The sequence below is a fragment of the Phenylobacterium sp. genome (assembly GCF_044371015.1).
GTDB lineage: Bacteria > Pseudomonadota > Alphaproteobacteria > Caulobacterales > Caulobacteraceae > Phenylobacterium.
Genome location: NZ_JBILUK010000059.1, coordinates 1 through 16,003 on the forward strand (window position 1 = coordinate 1; position 16,003 = coordinate 16,003).

The 16,003-nt window shown below is 68.9% G+C and carries 19 protein-coding genes and 1 pseudogene; 15 read left to right on the forward strand and 5 right to left on the reverse strand.

Annotated features, from left to right (window positions below; all coding sequences use genetic code 11):
* A pseudogene (locus ACIQ3R_RS07110) lies at nucleotides 1–517 on the forward strand (phenylalanine--tRNA ligase subunit beta); the annotation flags it as partial.
* Nucleotides 518–639: 122 nt separating this feature from the next.
* Here ACIQ3R_RS07110 and ACIQ3R_RS07115 read toward each other — a convergent pair.
* Nucleotides 640–1,545 carry a sulfurtransferase gene (locus ACIQ3R_RS07115; protein WP_397416712.1) on the reverse strand — a complete coding sequence of 302 codons (906 nt, stop codon included), beginning with the start codon at nucleotides 1,543–1,545 and terminating at the stop codon, nucleotides 640–642.
* 110 nt (nucleotides 1,546–1,655) lie between these two features.
* Between ACIQ3R_RS07115 and ACIQ3R_RS07120 the strand changes: the two genes are divergently transcribed.
* The 11 genes from ACIQ3R_RS07120 to tilS all read left to right on the forward strand — a co-directional run bounded on the left by ACIQ3R_RS07120 (nucleotide 1,656) and on the right by tilS (nucleotide 10,320).
* On the forward strand, nucleotides 1,656–2,171 hold the full coding sequence (locus ACIQ3R_RS07120; RefSeq protein ID WP_397416714.1) for a hypothetical protein: 516 nt from the start codon (nucleotides 1,656–1,658) through the stop codon (nucleotides 2,169–2,171).
* A 56-nt stretch (nucleotides 2,172–2,227) separates the two neighbouring features.
* Nucleotides 2,228–2,842, forward strand: a complete 615-nt coding sequence (ruvA, locus tag ACIQ3R_RS07125; protein WP_397416716.1) for a Holliday junction branch migration protein RuvA — start codon at nucleotides 2,228–2,230, stop codon at nucleotides 2,840–2,842.
* Nucleotides 2,839–3,867, forward strand: coding sequence for a Holliday junction branch migration DNA helicase RuvB (gene ruvB / locus ACIQ3R_RS07130; protein WP_397416719.1), 1,029 nt, complete (start codon nucleotides 2,839–2,841; stop codon nucleotides 3,865–3,867). Before ruvA ends, ruvB begins: the two co-directional genes overlap by 4 nt.
* Nucleotides 3,864–4,304, forward strand: coding sequence for a tol-pal system-associated acyl-CoA thioesterase (gene ybgC / locus ACIQ3R_RS07135; protein WP_397416721.1), 441 nt, complete (start codon nucleotides 3,864–3,866; stop codon nucleotides 4,302–4,304). Before ruvB ends, ybgC begins: the two co-directional genes overlap by 4 nt.
* A 52-nt stretch (nucleotides 4,305–4,356) precedes the next feature.
* Nucleotides 4,357–5,058 carry a protein TolQ gene (tolQ, locus tag ACIQ3R_RS07140; RefSeq protein ID WP_397416724.1) on the forward strand — a complete coding sequence of 234 codons (702 nt, stop codon included), beginning with the start codon at nucleotides 4,357–4,359 and terminating at the stop codon, nucleotides 5,056–5,058.
* A 3-nt stretch (nucleotides 5,059–5,061) separates the two neighbouring features.
* Nucleotides 5,062–5,553 (forward strand): ExbD/TolR family protein, encoded by a 492-nt coding sequence (locus tag ACIQ3R_RS07145; protein WP_397416727.1) that lies wholly within the window; start codon nucleotides 5,062–5,064, stop codon nucleotides 5,551–5,553.
* A complete protein-coding gene (locus tag ACIQ3R_RS07150) occupies nucleotides 5,550–6,344 on the forward strand; it encodes an energy transducer TonB (RefSeq protein ID WP_397416730.1) in 795 nt (264 codons plus the stop codon). The genes ACIQ3R_RS07145 and ACIQ3R_RS07150 overlap by 4 nt, the downstream gene beginning before the upstream one ends.
* Entirely contained in the window at nucleotides 6,341–7,648 is a 1,308-nt protein-coding gene (tolB, locus tag ACIQ3R_RS07155) for a Tol-Pal system beta propeller repeat protein TolB (protein WP_397416733.1), read from the forward strand. Before ACIQ3R_RS07150 ends, tolB begins: the two co-directional genes overlap by 4 nt.
* Nucleotides 7,649–7,716: 68 nt before the next feature.
* Entirely contained in the window at nucleotides 7,717–8,280 is a 564-nt protein-coding gene (pal, locus tag ACIQ3R_RS07160) for a peptidoglycan-associated lipoprotein Pal (RefSeq protein WP_397416736.1), read from the forward strand.
* 6 nt (nucleotides 8,281–8,286) lie between these two features.
* Nucleotides 8,287–9,111, forward strand: a complete 825-nt coding sequence (ybgF, locus tag ACIQ3R_RS07165) for a tol-pal system protein YbgF (protein WP_397416739.1) — start codon at nucleotides 8,287–8,289, stop codon at nucleotides 9,109–9,111.
* 18 nt (nucleotides 9,112–9,129) lie between these two features.
* Nucleotides 9,130–10,320, forward strand: a complete 1,191-nt coding sequence (gene tilS / locus ACIQ3R_RS07170; RefSeq protein ID WP_397416742.1) for a tRNA lysidine(34) synthetase TilS — start codon at nucleotides 9,130–9,132, stop codon at nucleotides 10,318–10,320.
* Here tilS and ACIQ3R_RS07175 read toward each other — a convergent pair.
* On the reverse strand, nucleotides 10,296–11,159 hold the full coding sequence (locus tag ACIQ3R_RS07175) for an alpha/beta fold hydrolase (RefSeq protein ID WP_397416745.1): 864 nt from the start codon (nucleotides 11,157–11,159) through the stop codon (nucleotides 10,296–10,298). The two genes, tilS and ACIQ3R_RS07175, sit on opposite strands and share 25 nt — an antisense overlap.
* Before the next feature lie 7 nt (nucleotides 11,160–11,166).
* Complete coding sequence (locus ACIQ3R_RS07180) at nucleotides 11,167–12,036, reverse strand: M23 family metallopeptidase (RefSeq protein WP_397416748.1); 870 nt, start codon at nucleotides 12,034–12,036, stop codon at nucleotides 11,167–11,169.
* Nucleotides 12,037–12,255: 219 nt separating this feature from the next.
* Between ACIQ3R_RS07180 and ACIQ3R_RS07185 the strand changes: the two genes are divergently transcribed.
* The gene (locus ACIQ3R_RS07185; protein WP_397416751.1) at nucleotides 12,256–13,392 is read left to right on the forward strand and encodes an Acg family FMN-binding oxidoreductase; all 1,137 of its coding nucleotides are present in this window, start codon (nucleotides 12,256–12,258) and stop codon (nucleotides 13,390–13,392) included.
* Nucleotides 13,389–13,832, forward strand: coding sequence for a MarR family winged helix-turn-helix transcriptional regulator (locus tag ACIQ3R_RS07190; RefSeq protein ID WP_397416754.1), 444 nt, complete (start codon nucleotides 13,389–13,391; stop codon nucleotides 13,830–13,832). Before ACIQ3R_RS07185 ends, ACIQ3R_RS07190 begins: the two co-directional genes overlap by 4 nt.
* A gap of 13 nt (nucleotides 13,833–13,845) precedes the next feature.
* Here ACIQ3R_RS07190 and ccmB read toward each other — a convergent pair whose 3' ends face one another.
* On the reverse strand, nucleotides 13,846–14,511 hold the full coding sequence (ccmB, locus tag ACIQ3R_RS07195; RefSeq protein WP_397416757.1) for a heme exporter protein CcmB: 666 nt from the start codon (nucleotides 14,509–14,511) through the stop codon (nucleotides 13,846–13,848).
* Complete coding sequence (gene ccmA, locus ACIQ3R_RS07200) at nucleotides 14,508–15,110, reverse strand: heme ABC exporter ATP-binding protein CcmA (RefSeq protein WP_397416759.1); 603 nt, start codon at nucleotides 15,108–15,110, stop codon at nucleotides 14,508–14,510. The genes ccmB and ccmA overlap by 4 nt, the downstream gene beginning before the upstream one ends.
* 343 nt (nucleotides 15,111–15,453) lie before the next feature.
* On the opposite strand from ccmA, the gene ACIQ3R_RS07205 reads away from it, so the two are divergent.
* Nucleotides 15,454–16,003 (forward strand): aconitase family protein (locus ACIQ3R_RS07205; protein WP_397416762.1); only part of this gene is annotated, 550 nt, incomplete at its 3' end.

The window sequence follows — 16,003 nt, forward strand, 5'->3', positions numbered from 1 at the left end:
AGCGCTGCAGACTGTCCAGGGCCAGGCCTCGCCCTGGTGGCATCCTGGCCGCTCGGCCCGGCTGCAGCTCGGACCCAAGACCATTGTGGCGGAGTTCGGCGAGTTGCATCCGCGCGTGCTGAAGGCGCTCGACGCCGAGGGTCCGCTCCTGGCCTTTGAGATCGTCCTGGAAGCCATCCCTGAGCCCAAGCGCAAGGGCGGCATAAAGACCAAGGCCCCGCTCAGCCTTTCGACCCTGATGCCGCTCAAGCGTGACTTCGCGTTCCTGGTGGACGCCGACGTGGCCGCTGGCGATCTCATCCGCCCGATCCTGGGCGTGGACAAGGCGCTGATCGCCGAGGCGCGCGTGTTCGACGTCTATCGCGGCCAGGGCGTGCCCGAGGGCAAGGTCTCGCTGGCCGTGGAGGTGACGATCCAGCCGCGTGAGAAGACACTGACCGAGTCCGAGATTGAGAGCCTGAGCACGCGGATTGTGGCGGTCGTCGTCAAGGCGACCGGCGCCACGCTTCGCGGCTGATCAGAGCCTGTCCGGATCAGATGGATTCATCTGATCCGGAAGAACAGCCTCGATTTCCTTGAGTTAGAGCGTGACGGGCGCCCGAACCGGTATCCACTTCAGGCTGTCACGCTCCGGCCTGGTTAAGGCCCGGTCGCGACCGGGCCATCCGTGCGGGACCATTCCTCGAACGACCCATCATAGAGCCTGACGTCGATGCCCAGCGAGCGGGCGGCGAACAGGGTGGCGGTGGCCTGCTGGCCGACGTGGCAATAGGCGATGACCTTGTCGCCCGGCTTAACGCCGGCCGCCTTGAATCGCGCGGCGATCTCGGCCTCGGGCGCGAGCTTCAGATCGGGCGTGGTCACTGAGGTGAATGGAATGTTGGCGGCGCCTTCGATATGGCCTGGCCGGTGCGGCTTGCCCGGCATGCCGCCGGGCCTCGCGCCCGAATAGAACTCGGGCGTCCGCGCATCGACGACCTTCCAACCAGGTTTGCCGCGCGAAGCCATCACCATCGCTCGATCCGCCATCAGGGCTCGGAACCGGATGGGCCTGAGTTTGCCGGTCGCCGCCGGACCGGGCGCCTCGCGGCTGAGGACCCCGCCTGCGGCGACCCAGGCCGCGGTGCCGCCCTCCAGCAACCGCGTGCGGTCGCCAAGCCCGGCCGCATCCAGTGTAAACACCACCCGCGTGGCGGACTGGATGCCCTCGCGCGTTGGAACTACGACGATCGTCGACCGATCCGTTACGCCAAGCGATATCAGTGGCACCCGCAACCGTTCCGGCGACGGCATCTCCAGGAACAACGGCTCAGGTCCAGATGGCGGCGCGGCGAAATCGGCCAAGGTCACCAGACGGGCGCCCGGAATATGGCCGACCTCGTAGCCGGCCTTGTCGCCCACCTGCAGGATAACGAGCGAGGGATCCGTGAGCCGCGACCTGAGCCAGGCGGGCGAGGCTACCAGCCGATCCCGCGCCGGTGCCGCCTGCACGGGACCCGCGAGCCCCGAAAGGGTCATACCGACCAACATCGTCCGCCGCCGCATCCACGAGCCCCTCAGTTTTCGACAGGCTGGACTATATCGTCGGCTCATCCAAGCGCCCTCAACGACCGTACAAAGGCGCTCAGCCTGACCTAACCGGAGCCTCCGACAACATGCGCCAAGCCGTGCTCGCCCTGATCACCGCCAGCGTCCTATCTGGACAGGCCCTTGCCCAAAGCGCCGCGCAGCAGATGCTGGACTCGGCCGCACGGCTGCGAGCAACCGCGGAGCAATTGAAGGACACGCTCCCGGCCGATGCTCATGCGGACATGCTCGCACAGGCGGCGGAGATCGAGAAAGGCGTTCGCGAGGGCGTCTATGGGCCTGTCTCAGGCGCGGCAGAGGCTGCGAAGCCGGAGCGCCTCTCCGACCAACTCGAGGCACAGCACGGTCGCCTTGACTGGCTCGCGCCCAAGGCCGCTTGCGCGGGCTATACTACGGAAAACTATCTGACGTTCCGCTACCAGTCGGCGATCAACGACCGCGACTCCCACTGTCGCAACGCGTTCGGCCACTGGGCTACCTATCTGCGCGTCGTTCGAGATGGCGACACCGAAGCCGCGGAAAGGGCTCTCTACTATTACGATGCGGCGGCCCGGCGAGCGGTGACCTTGATGGGCGAGAAGTAGAAACCGCGCACGCCACGCGGTACCTCTGGCGAACACATGCTGAACGTGATTCGCAGATGATCGGGCGCTTGCGCGGCGCCGTGGCCGAGGTGGGCGAGGAAGACGCGCTCATCGACGTCATGGGCGTGGGATATGTCGTCCGCTGCGGGGCTCGCACGCTTTCGCGCCTGCCCGAGATTGGCGGCGAGGCGCTTGTGCATGTGGAGACCCAGTGGTCGGAGCAGACCGGGACCACCCTCTATGGCTTCCTGAGCCGAGACGAACGCCGCGCCTTCGTGATGCTGAGGGCGATACAGGGCGTGGGGCCAAAGGCCGCGCTGGCGGTGCTGGACGTGTTGGCGCCGGTCGAACTGGCGTCGGCCGTGGCGCGTGACGACAAGGCCCTGGTGGCGCGGGCGCAAGGCGTGGGGCCCAAGCTCGCTCAGCGCATCGTGACCGAACTCAAGGACAAGCCCCTGCATGACGGCCCGGTCGCGGCTTTCCACGCCGGCATCGCCGGGCCAAAGCCCGCCGCGCCTTCCGCCTCCGGTGAGGCGACCGCGGCCCTGATGGGCCTGGGCGTGGCCGAACCCTCCGCCCGCCGTGTCGTGGAAGCCGCCCTCGGACGCCTGGGCGAAGACGCCGAGCCCGCCGCCCTGATCAAGGCCGCCCTTCAGGAACTCGGCCGATGACGCGGATCGTCTCACCCGAGGCGGAGCCACATGAGCCGCAAGACCGGGCGCTGCGGCCCCAGACCCTGGCCGAGTTCGTGGGCCAGCGGCAGGCCAAGGCCAACCTCACGGTCTTCATTGAGGCGGCCAAGGGGCGGACAGAGGCGCTGGACCATGTGCTGCTGTTCGGCCCACCGGGACTCGGCAAGACCACGCTGGCCCAGATTGTCGCTCGCGAGCTCGGGGTGAACTTCCGCGCCACCTCCGGGCCGGTCCTGGCCAAGGCCGGCGATCTTGCGGCGATCCTCACCAACCTCGAACCGCGCGACGTGCTGTTCATCGACGAGATTCATCGGCTGGCGCCGGTGGTTGAGGAGATCCTCTATCCGGCGATGGAGGATCACGTGCTGGACCTCATCATCGGCGAGGGTCCATCGGCGCGCTCGATCCGCATCGATCTCGCGCCTTTCACCTTGGTTGCGGCGACCACTCGAGCGGGCCTCTTGGCCACGCCGCTCCGCGACCGGTTCGGCATCCCGATCCGGCTGGAGTTCTACACTCCCGAGGAACTGACCCTGGTTCTGATGGGCGCGGCGGCCAAGCTTAAGGCTCCGCTCACCGAGGATGGCGCCATGGAGATCGCCACACGGGCGCGAGGCACGCCACGCGTAGCCGGTCGGTTGCTGCGTCGGGTGCGAGACTTCGCCGCCGCGGATGGCGTGACGCGCATTGACCGAACCGCCGCGGCCTCGGCGCTCGCGCGCCTGGACGTCGATGAACAGGGGCTGGATGCGCTCGACCGTCGATACCTGCGCGCCCTGATCGAGAACTATGCCGGCGGCCCGGCTGGGGTGGAGACCCTGGCCTACGCCATCGCCGAGGCGCGCGATGCCGTGGAGGACGTAATCGAGCCTTTTCTGCTGCAGCAAGGCTTCATCCAGCGCACGCCGCGCGGCCGGATAGCGGCGGCTCGGGCCTATGCGCACCTCGGGCTTACAGCACCAGCCACTGTGGGATCAGCGCCCGCGGGGGACCTGTTCGAATGAGCGGCCCGGCCCCCACCGCCGGCTGGCTCGAGGGCCGGGAGCATGTGCTGCCGGTCCGCATCTACTACGAGGACACAGACTTCACGGGCATCGTCTATCACGCCAACTACCTGCGCTATTTCGAGCGTGGGCGGAGCGACTTTCTCCGGGTCGCGGGGGTCAACCACACCGACCTCGCCGAACAGAATGCGGCCTTCGCTTTGACGCGGATGATCATCGACTATCGCCGCTCGGCGCGAGTGGATGACGCACTTCTCGTCCGCACGCTCTATGACCGGATGAAGGGGCCCAGACTTTACATCCGTCAGCGAATCCTGCGGGGCGATGAGCTGATCTGCGAAGCTGAGGTCGAGGCCGCCTGCATCGACAGTCAGGGCCGCGCACGCCGTCCTCCGCCGGGGCTGGCCGAAGCTGTCGGACCCCTTCTCGCGCCATAAGTTCGCCACCGAAACCACTCAAGCCACGCCGTCTGAACCCAGAGGAGATGAGATGACCCCGGTCGCCGTCACGCCCGAGACCTTCGATTTCGTGACGATCTTCATGAGCGCCGACTGGGTGGTGAAGCTGGTGATGATCGGGCTGGCGCTGTCTTCGCTCTGGTCTTGGGCGATCATCCTGGAGAAGACCGTCCGCTTCCGGGCTCAGAGCCGTGAGGCTGATCGATTCGAGGACGCAGTGGCTTCCGGTCGCAGCCTGGAGGATGTGGCCGCCGAAGCCGGAGAGCGGCCCGAACATCCGCTCCCTCGGATGCTGCAGGGGGCGCTGAAGGAGTGGCGCGATGTTCGCGCCAAGGGGCCTCCCAGCGAGGGCCAGGCCGCCTTCCTCGTCCAACGGATCGATCGCCTGCTCGACGCCATCATCGCCCGGGAGACCGCCCGAGCCGAACGCGGCCTGGGCATCCTGGCCATCGTCGCCACCGCCTCGCCGTTCGTCGGCCTGTTCGGCACGGTCTGGGGCATCATGCGCGCCTTCCAGGCGATCGCGGTGCAGAAGAACACTTCGCTGGCGATCGTCGCCCCCTCCATCGCCGAGGCGCTGTTCGCCACGGCTGTCGGCCTGGTGGCGGCGATCCCGGCCTACATCGCCTACAACGCTTTCTCGACGGCCGCGGCCGGCTTCGGCGGACGACTGGAAAACTTCGCCGACGATCTCTCCAGTGCGATCCAGCGTCGCCTCGCCGAGCGGATGTAAGGCATGGCGTTGTCCTCTCATGACGCCTTCGCTGCGGCCAGCGGCGGAAAACGGCGGCGGCGCGGGCGGGCGCGGCGTGGCGCGTTGTCAGAGATCAACGTCACGCCACTGGTCGATGTCATGTTGGTGCTGCTGATCATCTTCATGATCTCCGCGCCTCTGCTCACCGCGGGGGTGCCAGTTGAGCTTCCCAAGACCGAGGCCGGCGCCATGCAGGACGTGCCCGACCCGATCACGCTCTCGATCCGCTCAGACGGCCGCATCTACATTGGCGATGACGAGACGCCGTTCGCCTCGCTATCGCCGCGCCTGACCGCCATGGCCGATGACCGTACGCGGCCAATCTATGTGCGCGCCGACGGCAAGGCCGACTATGAGACCGTGGCCCGAGTGATGGCGGCGCTGTCGACCTCGGGCTTCACCGCCATCAACCTGATCACCGACACCGGCGGGCCGTCTTCGGGTGGCGACAAGTCGGAGGAGGCCGGGCCTTGAGCCGTACGGCGGCCCGCAAGATCGAGGTCTCTCCCTGGGCGCTGGGTTCGCTGGGGCTGCATCTGTCCGTGGCCGCCGTTTTCATGATCAGCTGGGGCGCACGCGACCTGAAGGTCGGGTCGGTAACGCCCGTGACCCTGGTGGCCAGCGTGCCCGACGCCGACACCCGGCCAGCCGTGGTGGGTCCTGAGATCCAGGAGTCAGCGGCCGAGACCGTCGCGGCCGAGGCGCCGCCGCCTGAACCCGCCCCGGCCCCGCCAGCGCCGATCCCCCCGCCGAAGGCCGCCCAGACCCCGCCGCCTAAGGCCGCCGCAACCCCCGCCGCTAAGGCCGCGCCCAGACCTGAGCCTCGGCTCGACCTCGACGCTCTCGCCGCCAGCCTTACCGCACCCGCCCGCAACGCGCCGCGCCAGGCCGCCGCCGCCAAGACCGGTCCCACCCGAGCCGAGACCGCGCCGGTCGCCCGCCAGACGCCAGGCGTCGGCCTCGCCTCTGGTCAGGCGGCCACTGGTCTGACCGACGAACTTCAACGCCGCTGGAATCCCAACTGCGAGGTCGAAGGGGGCCGTGACGTACTGGTGCGGGTCACATTCACCCTGGGCGCAACCGGACAGGTTCTGGGCGACGTGGCCAGCCAGATCCAGGGCGCGCGCAACCCAGTGTCCGTCGCCGGCGCCGAGCGGGCGGTGCGCGCCGTCTATGCAGCCCAGCCGTTCCGGGGCCTGCCGCGCGAGTTCTACGGCGCACGGATCGCCGTCAATTTCAACGCCAAGGAGGCCTGCGCCCGATGATCCGGACCCGGCTCGTTCCCGCTTTCCTCTGCGCAATCCTCGCCCTTGCCGGCGGATTGGCTTTCGCGCCGCAGGCGCGGGCCCAGATTGAGGTCAACGTCAATCGAGGAGATGTACAACCGCTTCCAGTCGCCATTCCGACCTTCGTAGGAGGGCCTCAGGGCGCGGACATCGCCCAGGTGATCGGCGCCAACCTGCAGCGTTCCGGGCTGTTCCGGCCGCTGGATCCGGCGAGCTTCATCGAGAAAGACCTTCAGGCCGGCGTTCAGCCCCGCTTCGCCGATTGGAAGACGATCAACGCCCAAGCCCTCGTCAACGGACAGGTCACGGTCGAGGCCGGGCGCATCCGGGTGGACTTCCGGCTGTGGGACGTCTTCGCCGAGCAGCAGTTGCTGGGGCTGCAGTTCACTTCCAGCCCCGAGAACTGGCGCCGCGTGGCGCACAAGATCTCCGACGCGGTCTATGAGCGACTCACCGGCGAGAAGGGCTATTTCGACACCCGTGTGGTGTTCGTGGCCGAGAGCGGCGGGCGCGGCAAAGTGGTTAAACGGCTGGCCATCATGGACCAGGACGGCGCCAATCCGAGCTACCTGACCAGCGGCGATTCCATCGTCATGACCCCGCGCTTTTCGCCCAACAGCCAGGAGATCACCTATATGGCGCTCCGGCCGGAGTCGGCCGCAGTGTTCCTGTTCAATCTGGAGACCGGACGACGCGAGAGCCTGGGGAGTTTCCCCGGCATGGTGTTCGCACCGCGCTTCTCGCCCGACGGCTCGAAGGTGGCGTTCTCCGTCGAACGTGGCGGCAACAGCGATATCTTCGTGATGAATCTCTCCAGTCGATCCAGCACGCGGCTGACCTCCGACCCGGGCATTGACACCTCGGCGTCCTATTCGCCGGACGGAACCCGTATCGCCTTCAACTCAGATCGCGCGGGTTCGCCGCAGATCTACGTGATGGCGGCCGATGGTTCGGGCCAGCGGCGGATCTCGAACGGCGGCGGACGCTATACGACGCCTGTATGGAGCCCGACCGGCGAGTTCATCGCCTTCACCAAGCAGACCGGCGGCCAGTTTCATATCGGCGTCATGCGGCCCGACGGCACGGATGAGCGGCTCCTCACCACCAGTTACCTGGATGAAGGTCCCACCTGGGCGCCCAACGGCCGGGTGTTGATGTTCTCTCGTGAGACACTGGGCGGTGCGCCACGCCTTTGGAGCGTGGACGTGACCGGACGGGTGCTGCAGCCCATGCCCTATCCAGGCGCCGGGTCGGATCCGGCATGGTCGCCGCTGCTCAACTAGCCCTCGGCCCCAATCCCGCCTGATACTGCGTCATATTGATTCGTCGCTGGAGCCATAAGGAGACCTTGATGATCGCCGGGTTCGCCAAGACCACCGCCCGCCTGGGCCTCGCCGCCTGCGCCGTCGCCGCACTCGCCGCCTGCCAGTCCAAGCCCAAGCCGACCTTCCCCACCCAGACGAGCCAACCCTCGACCCAGGCGCCGTCGACTCCGCTGCCCCCAACCGCTCAGGCGCCTGTCACCAGTGAACCGGCAGGCGCGCTGCCGGGTTCGACCCAGGACTTCGTGGTCAATGTGGGCGACCGGGTCTATTTTGACACCGACAGCCATGACGTGCGGGCCGACGCCCTGCCGATCCTGGACGCCCAGTCCGCCTGGCTACGCCGCTATTCTTCGGTGACGGTGCGGATCGAAGGTAACGCCGACGAGCGCGGAACGCGGGAATACAACCTTGCGCTCGGCGCCCGGCGGGCCAATGCGGTGCGCGACTATCTGGTTGGCCAGGGAATCTCGTCAGACCGGATCGCCACGATTTCGTTCGGCAAGGAACAGCCACTGGATCCGGGCACGGGCGAGGAAGCCTGGGCGAAAAATCGCAACGGGCGCACCGCCCTGGTCTCCGGCGCCCGTTAGACCCGCATGACGCGCGCCCGAACCGCTGTCCTGGCCGGGCTCGCCCTGGCGGTGGCTCTCGGCGGGCCGCTCCAGGCCCAGACACCGATGGACGATCCACTCGACGCCCGTGACGCGCGGCGCGTCGATCGAATGGAGAAGGTGGTGCGCGAACTGCGCGCCATCATCTTCCAGATGCGCGACACCGGCAAACCGGTGGTGGTGCAACCCGCGGATACAGACGCTCGGATGGCCGAACTGACCCGCCGGATGGGCGATCTGGAACAGACCCTGCGCGGCCTGAACAGCACGCTAGACGACAGCACGCGTGAACTCGACGCCGCCAAGCGCGAGATCGCCGGGCTGAAGGCCGAGGCCAAGGCGCTTGGCGAGCGACTGGCCGCCGCCGAGGCCAAGGCGATCGAACCGCCGCCGCCGCCGGTCGAGACCCCGGTCGCACAGGGCGATCCGGCGCAGGACTTCACCCAGGCGCGGCAATTGATGCTGGCGGGGGATTACGATGCGGCCGAAGCGGCCTTCGCCGCCTATGTGAACAACTGGCCCGATGCGCCGCGCACAACAGAAGCCAGCTACTGGTGGGGCAAGACGCTGGGTGTACGCGGCGCCCATGCCGATGCGGCCAAGGCCTATATCGGCGCCATCCGCGGATGGCCGCAGACGCCCTGGGCGCCCGACGCGGTGGTGGAGCTCTCAAGATCGCTGATCGCGTTGAAAAAGCCAGCCGACGCCTGTCAGACTCTCACCGAGTTCACGCGCCGCTATCCCAAGGCGCCGGCCAACATCGCCAGTCGCGCCGCCCAGGCCCGCACCCAGGCCAAGTGCGCGGCCTGAGCCTCCGGACCTGACCCCATGGAGGCGTCCGTCCACGCCGCGATGGACGCCCGCCTGCGCCGTGACAGCCCAAGGCCGTTGGCGGTAGCGCTCTCGGGCGGCGGCGACTCCCTTGCACTCACGCTGATGGCCGACGCCTGGGCGCGGGCAGCTGGGCGTGAGCTGCTGGTGCTCACCGTCGATCACGGTCTGTCGCCCGCGAGCGCCGCCTGGACGGATACTTGCGCCGGGATCGCCGCGCGGTTGGGGCGGCCCTTTGTGAGGCTGGCCTGGACAGGAGAAAAACCGCCGACGGGATTGCCCGCCAAGGCCAGGGCGGCGCGCCATGCTCTTCTGGCCGATGCAGCGCGCGCGGCCGGCGCGACGGTGATCCTGATGGGCCACACCGCCGACGACGTTTCCGAAGCCGGCGCCATGCGCGCGGCCGGGGCCTCGACACCGGATCCACGCGACTGGTCGCCGTCGCCGGCCTGGCCTGAAGGGCGAGGCGTTTTCCTTCTGCGACCGATACTGGACGTGCGGAGGGCGGACCTGCGGGCCTGGCTGGCCCGTCGCGGCGAGACCTGGATCGAGGATCCCGCGAATGCAGACCCGCGCTTCGCCCGGGCGCGCGCAAGGGCGATGAAACCAGAGGACCAAGACGGCATCGGCGCGCCCGAGGCATGGCCGGGCTTGGTCGAGGTGGCTAACTCAGGCCTGATCCGAATGGATCGCGGCAGCCTGACACCGCGGCGACTGGGGCTTGCATGCGTGTGCGCCGGTGGTGGGACGAGACCGCCCCGGGGCGCCGCGCTCGGCCGCGCCGCCGAAACCCTGGCCGGCACGCTGGCCGGCGCCCGCATCCGGACCGAGGGCGGCTTGGTGTTGATCTCCCGCGAGCCGGGGGAGGCGGCGCGGGGCGGACTGGCGCCGCTCGCCCTGTCGCAAGGTCACGAGGCGGTCTGGGACGGTCGTTTCGCCTTCGTGGCGCGGCGGCCCGGTCTGGTGGTTCGACGGTTGGCGGGGCTGGCGCGGCGCCTGGGGCCGGAGGCGCGACGCGGGTTAGCGGCGACGCCGGCCCTGGCGCGAGGCGGCCTACCGGCGATCCTCTTGCCGGATGGAGAGGTCGGTTGCCCAATGCTTGCGCCCATTCCCGGGGTGGACTGGACACCGCTGGTGGCCGACCGGCTGGACGCCGCTCGGGGTCAGGTGACCCGGGAGCCGGCCTGAAGCACGTGGTCGATGCCTCGCAGCACGGCCTCGGAGTAACGGGGGCCTAGCAGATTGGCATGGCCGGCCGCGGCCTGGTGGACGATGAATCCGTTAGCCGAGCGACGGGCGGGCTTTTCTTGCACAGCCTTCAAGGCCTCGCGTCCGCCATGCGGTCCAGCCGTGATCACCGCCACGGGCAGTTCAGCCGGCAGGTCATAGGCGCCGGCGAGGTTGGACGTCGCCGGCCAGGCATTGACCTCAGCGGCGGCCCAGAGGGCGTGAGACGCGGCGCCGTGGATGCGCCGCTTTTCGCGGGCGGACTCGGGCGGCAGGCCGATCAGGTTGCTGCTGATCCAGGCCACCGGGGTCATCAGGCCGGCGCGAGCGCCGACCGCGACCACGTCAAGCAGCTTGCCGAAGCCCCGCACCGCCAGCCGGCCGCCGGGAAGACCCAGCACATCCGGCGTCACAGCATCGACCAGAACCAGCCCGGCAAGCGGCCGAGTTCGTTCCAGCGCGAACAGCCTCACCATCAGCCCGCCCATCGAATGGCCGCAGAGCAGGATCGGCCCTGTCTCGCCCAGCGCGCCCAGCAGAGCGTCGAGATCGTCGTTGATAGCCCGGCCATCGCGCGGTTCCGGTCCTGGATCCGAACCGCCGAGGCCGGCGCGGTCATAGGCCAGGCTGCGCAGTCCTCGTTCGGCCAATGACGCCTGGACCACGGCCCAGTCGGTCGCGCAGCCGAAGGCGCCGTGCTCGCAGACAATCAGGGGATGATCAGCGGACCGGGGACCGGCGCGGGCGACGCGGAGCCGTCGTCCGCCGATGTCGATGCGTTCGCCGGAAAGCCCGTCCACCGCTAGTTTACATCGCCAACTGGGCGCGGGGCCGACCGTCGGGGCCGATGGAAAGCTCGCGCAATCCATCGATGGTCTCGGCCTTGGCGGCGGCGCGCGCCTGGCCCTGGAGGTTGTGTTCGGCGGCGGCGAGATCCTGGGCGTCGGTGGTCTTGCGGCGGACAATAATGGCGTCTGGATCGGCCTGACCGGCCATCAGGGCGCGCTTGCTCTCGGGAATGCGCGAGACCACCGCCATACGCACCCGGCCGGAATAGCGCTTGGCCTTGTCGAGCGGCAGGTCGCCCGCCTCTGCGAAGGCGCGGCCCAGGAACAGGGCTGGATTGAGCGGACGATCCTCGGCATCACGGATCTCAAAGTGAAGGTGGGGGCCGGTGGAGACGCCAGTGGAGCCGATCTTGCCGATCGGCTGGCCGGTGCCGACGGCCACCCCCGGCTTCATGCCGGCGCCGATCTCACCCAGGTGCGCGTAAACTGTGACCAGGCCCTCGGCGTGGCGCAGCGCGACGTAGCGGCCGTACCCGCCCTTTTGCCCGGCCTCGATCACCACGCCCTCGGCGGCGGCCACCACCGGCACGCCGGCGTCGGCGGAGATGTCGACGCCCTCATGCAGGCGGCCGGCGCCCTCCCAGGGCAGCTGGCGCAGGCCGAAGGGCGAGACCACCGCATGGCCCGGAACCGGCTCGACGAAGGCGATCAGCATCTGGTCGTCGCGCAATGCAGGCGGCGGTGGCGTGAGGGCCGCGGCCGCAGGCGCCGGCGCCCGCGGCTGGGTCGGCAGCGAGGCGTGCGCCACGAACGCGCTCAACGCCGCGACCGCCACGATGGCGGTTTCGGCGGCGAGGCGACGCTTGCTGGTGTGGCGGCGGGTCCGCAACGCTTCCGGTCTCCGTGTGTCGCGTTCTGGCGCAGGACGCCCAAAGGGCCCGGCGTTCTAGGCAATTTACGGACCGGGAGCAATTTCGGGGCGCGTGACCGATTGGCGCAGGGGCGCTGCGGGCGGGGTCCGGGAGCTGAAGTCGCCGGCTCGTCGGGAGAAGGCTTGCCATTAGTTTAGGTCTAATCTATATCGTTTAGCTCTAAACGGAGTTCAGCCATGCCTACGCGTCGTTCGGTGTTGGAGATCCTCACGGCTGGAGGCGCGCTTGGCGCCGTCGGGTGTGCTTCGCCAGCGGGTCCGGATCCCGCGGCGGCCTGGCGCAATCCAGGAGCCGGCGAGCGCGATCCGCGCCGATGGGCGCTGGCGCATGCGATCCTCGCGCCCAATCCGCACAACCGTCAGCCCTGGCTGGTCGACTTGCCGGGGACCGACGAGATTATGTTCTATGCCGACACCACTCGGCTGCTGCCGGCCACGGACCCGCCCAACCGCCAGATCACAATGGGCTGCGGGGCCTTTCTGGAGTTGCTTGACCTCGCCGCCCGCCAGCGGGGCCTGCGCGCCGACATGACGATCTGGCCGGAGGGCGAGCCGCAGCCGGTGCTGGATGGGCGGCCAGTGGCCCGCGTGCGCCTGGTCGCCGACCCGTCGGTGAAGGCCGATCCGTTGTTCAGCCAGATTCTGAAACGCCACACCAACCGCGCCGAGTACGACCTGAAGGCGCCGCCGAGCGCTGAAGATCTGACACGTGTGACCCGCGCCGCAGCCGCGCCGCTGATCGCCGGATCGGTAGCCGATGCGACCGGCCTTGCGCGTTTGGTCGACATCGGCGCGCGGGGTTTCGCCCGCGAGATGACCACGCCGGCCGCAGCCATGGAATCAGCAAAGCTGACCCGGATCGGACGCGCGGAAATCGCCCAGCATCGGGACGGCATCTCGTTGCAGGGACCGTTCCTGGAAGGCATGGCGGCCATCGGACTGTTGAGCCGCGAGGCGATGGCCGACCCCGACTCCTTCGCCACCAAGAGCGCTATCGACATGTGGGCCAAGTCAATCAGGGCCACGCCGGCCTTCGTCTGGCTGAAAGGTCCGGACAATTCCCGCGCGACGCAGATCGCTTCGGGTCGGGCCTATGCGCGGATGCACTTGACGGCGACCGCGCTCGGCCTGTCGATGCAGCCGTGGAGCATGACCCTGCAGGAATTCCCGGAGATGGCGGCGCTGTACCGGGAGACGCAAGACGCGCTGGGCGCGAGCCCGGAGGCGCCGCTGCAGATGCTGGTGCGGATCGGGCGGGCCAAGGCGGCGGAAGCGGCGCCGCGCCGGGGTCTCGACCAGCACATCAGGACGTGAGCGCCGACCCGCTTGGCTTCGTCTTCTTCAACGAGGTCGGCATCATCGAACATCTATCGCGCACGGCGGCCGAGCGGGTGATGCCGGACGGCCTGTCGATGGCCGGGTTCACGGTGTTGAACCACATGATCCGGCTCGGCCATGAACGCCGGCCGCCCGCCAAGATCGCGAGCGCGGTGCAGGTGACCAAGGGCGCGATGACTGGCACGCTCAAACGGCTGGAGGCGGGCGGCTGGATCGTGGTCGAGCCGGATCCGGCGGATGGCCGCGGCAAGACCGTGAGCGTCACGCCGGCCGGCCGCGCCATTCGGGATCAGGCGATCACGCGGATGTCGCCGCAGATGGCCGCGCTGTTCTCCGGCGTCTCCCCGGACGAGCTGGCCGCGATCCTGCCGACACTGCAGAAGGTGCGCAGGCTGCTGGACGCGGCGCGGGACTGATCAGCGCCGTGCTTCAATCCAGGGCGTTGCGGCAGGCCGCCGCCATAGCCAGCGGCCCCAGCGCCACCGCTGCGGCGGCGTAGGCGCCCAGCAGCGCCAGCCCGCCTTGCCAGGGCAGGCCGGAAGCGTAGGCGTCGAGCGCCCCGCCGCCGAAAATCACCGGCGGCGTGAAGAGCGGCAGGACGATGACGGCGGTCAGCAGTCCGCCCCGCCGGGCCCCCAGGCTCAGCGCTGCGCCGATCCCGCCAACGAAGGCGAAAGCCAGGCCACCCAGCAGAGCACAGAGGAACACCAGCGGCGCCAGCGCGGGCGAGGCGCCGAGCGCGATCGCCGCCACGGGCGCTGCCAGGGCCAGCGGCGCGCCAGCCGCCAGCCACTGGCCCAGCGCCTTGACCAGACAGGTCAGCTCCAGCGGCAGAGGGGCCAATGCCAGCAGATCGAGCGCGCCGTCTTCGTAGTCGCGTTCGAACATCCGCTCGAGCGAGAGCAGCGAGGCCAGCGCCAGGGCCACCCAGCTGGCGCCGGTGGCGATGGCCGCCAACCGCGCGGGCTCCGGCCCGATGGCGAGAGGCAGGAAGGTGGCGACCCCGGCATAGAAACCGACCGCCACAAGCGGCCCTCCGCCCCGCGCCCAGGCGAGCGAGGTCTCACGCATCAGGAGCGCCCAGATCGCGCTCATCCGATCAGATCCAGGGTACGGGTCGCGCCCGGCAGTGGATCGTGCATCGCCGCCAGCACCAGGCCACCGCCGGCCAGATGACCGGCCATGAGCTCGGCGAAGCGGGCGCGCCAGCGAGCGTCCAGCGGGCTCAACGGTTCATCCAGCAGCCAGAGCGCGCGGGGCGCGGCCAGCAGGCGGGCGAGCGCCAGCCGACGGCGTTGGCCCGCCGAAAGGCGACGAACCTCGAGCGGGAGCAGCATTCGTAGCTCAAGCGCCTCAACGGCGGCGTCCGCCGCGTCTGGGCCGGCGCCGGACCAGCGGGCCCAGAAGGCCAGTTCCTCGCCAGCGGTCCGACCCGATTTGAGGCCATCGGCGTGACCCAGCAGGTGAAGTCCTTCGGCGCGGGCGTCGGCAGGATCAATCTCGCCGAATCCAACCCGGCCCGCCTCCAACCTCGCGAGCCCGGAGACGGCGCGCAGCAAGCTGGTCTTGCCCGAGCCGTTCGGCCCCGTGAGCGCGCAGGCCTCGCCCGCCGCCAGCTGCAGCGAAACGCCGGAAAACAGCAGCCGCCCGCCTCGACGCATGGCGGCGGTCTCGATGGTGAGCGCGTTGATCAACAAACACGTCCGCTTTTGGGGGCCGCTGACAACGCCGAAAGACGCTGAACACGGAATGGACCTGAGGCTCTACCTTGACGATCAACAGCTGGGAACATGCTGCTTCACTCCGTGTTTTCCTTGGATCTCTCCTGCGGCTTCGCAGCCCCTGCGCCCCGTTCTACAGGATCGCCGCGTCGCGCGATGGACGGCGGCGGGGGGCGGGGCTATGTAGCGGCGGCCGTCGCAGCCCCAGGGACCTGACGCCGCGCGGGGATGAACGCTGTGTGTCCGTCCCTGACTGAGCGCGCGATCCTGACCCGGCTGCGCCAGGACGGCGATGAAGCAAGAGGAATTCCCTGTCATGCCCTCCTTGGACACGCTGAAGACCCGCCAGCTTTTGACTGTCGGCAAGAAGACCTACGCCTATTACAGCCTGCCGGCCGCGGAAGCGGCCGGACTGGCGGGCGTCTCACGCCTGCCGATCTCGATGAAGGTGCTGCTGGAGAACCTGCTGCGCAACGAGGACGGCGACACCGTCACCCCGGCCGACCTCAAGGCGGTCGCAGCGTGGCTCGACAACAAAGGTTCAGTTGAGCACGAGATCAGCTTCCGCCCGGCCCGCGTCCTGATGCAGGACTTCACCGGCGTGCCGGCGGTGGTTGACCTGGCCGCGATGCGCGACGCCATGACCGCACTGGGTGGTAATCCTGACAAAATCAACCCGCTGAACCCCGTCGACCTGGTGATCGACCACTCGGTGATGGTGGACTATTTCGGCACCGCAAAGGCGTTTGGCGACAATGTGGAGCGCGAGTACCAGCGCAACATCGAACGCTACAACTTCCTGCGCTGGGGTTCCTCGGCGTTCAATAACTTCCGGGTCGTGCCGCCCGGCACGGGCATCTGTCACC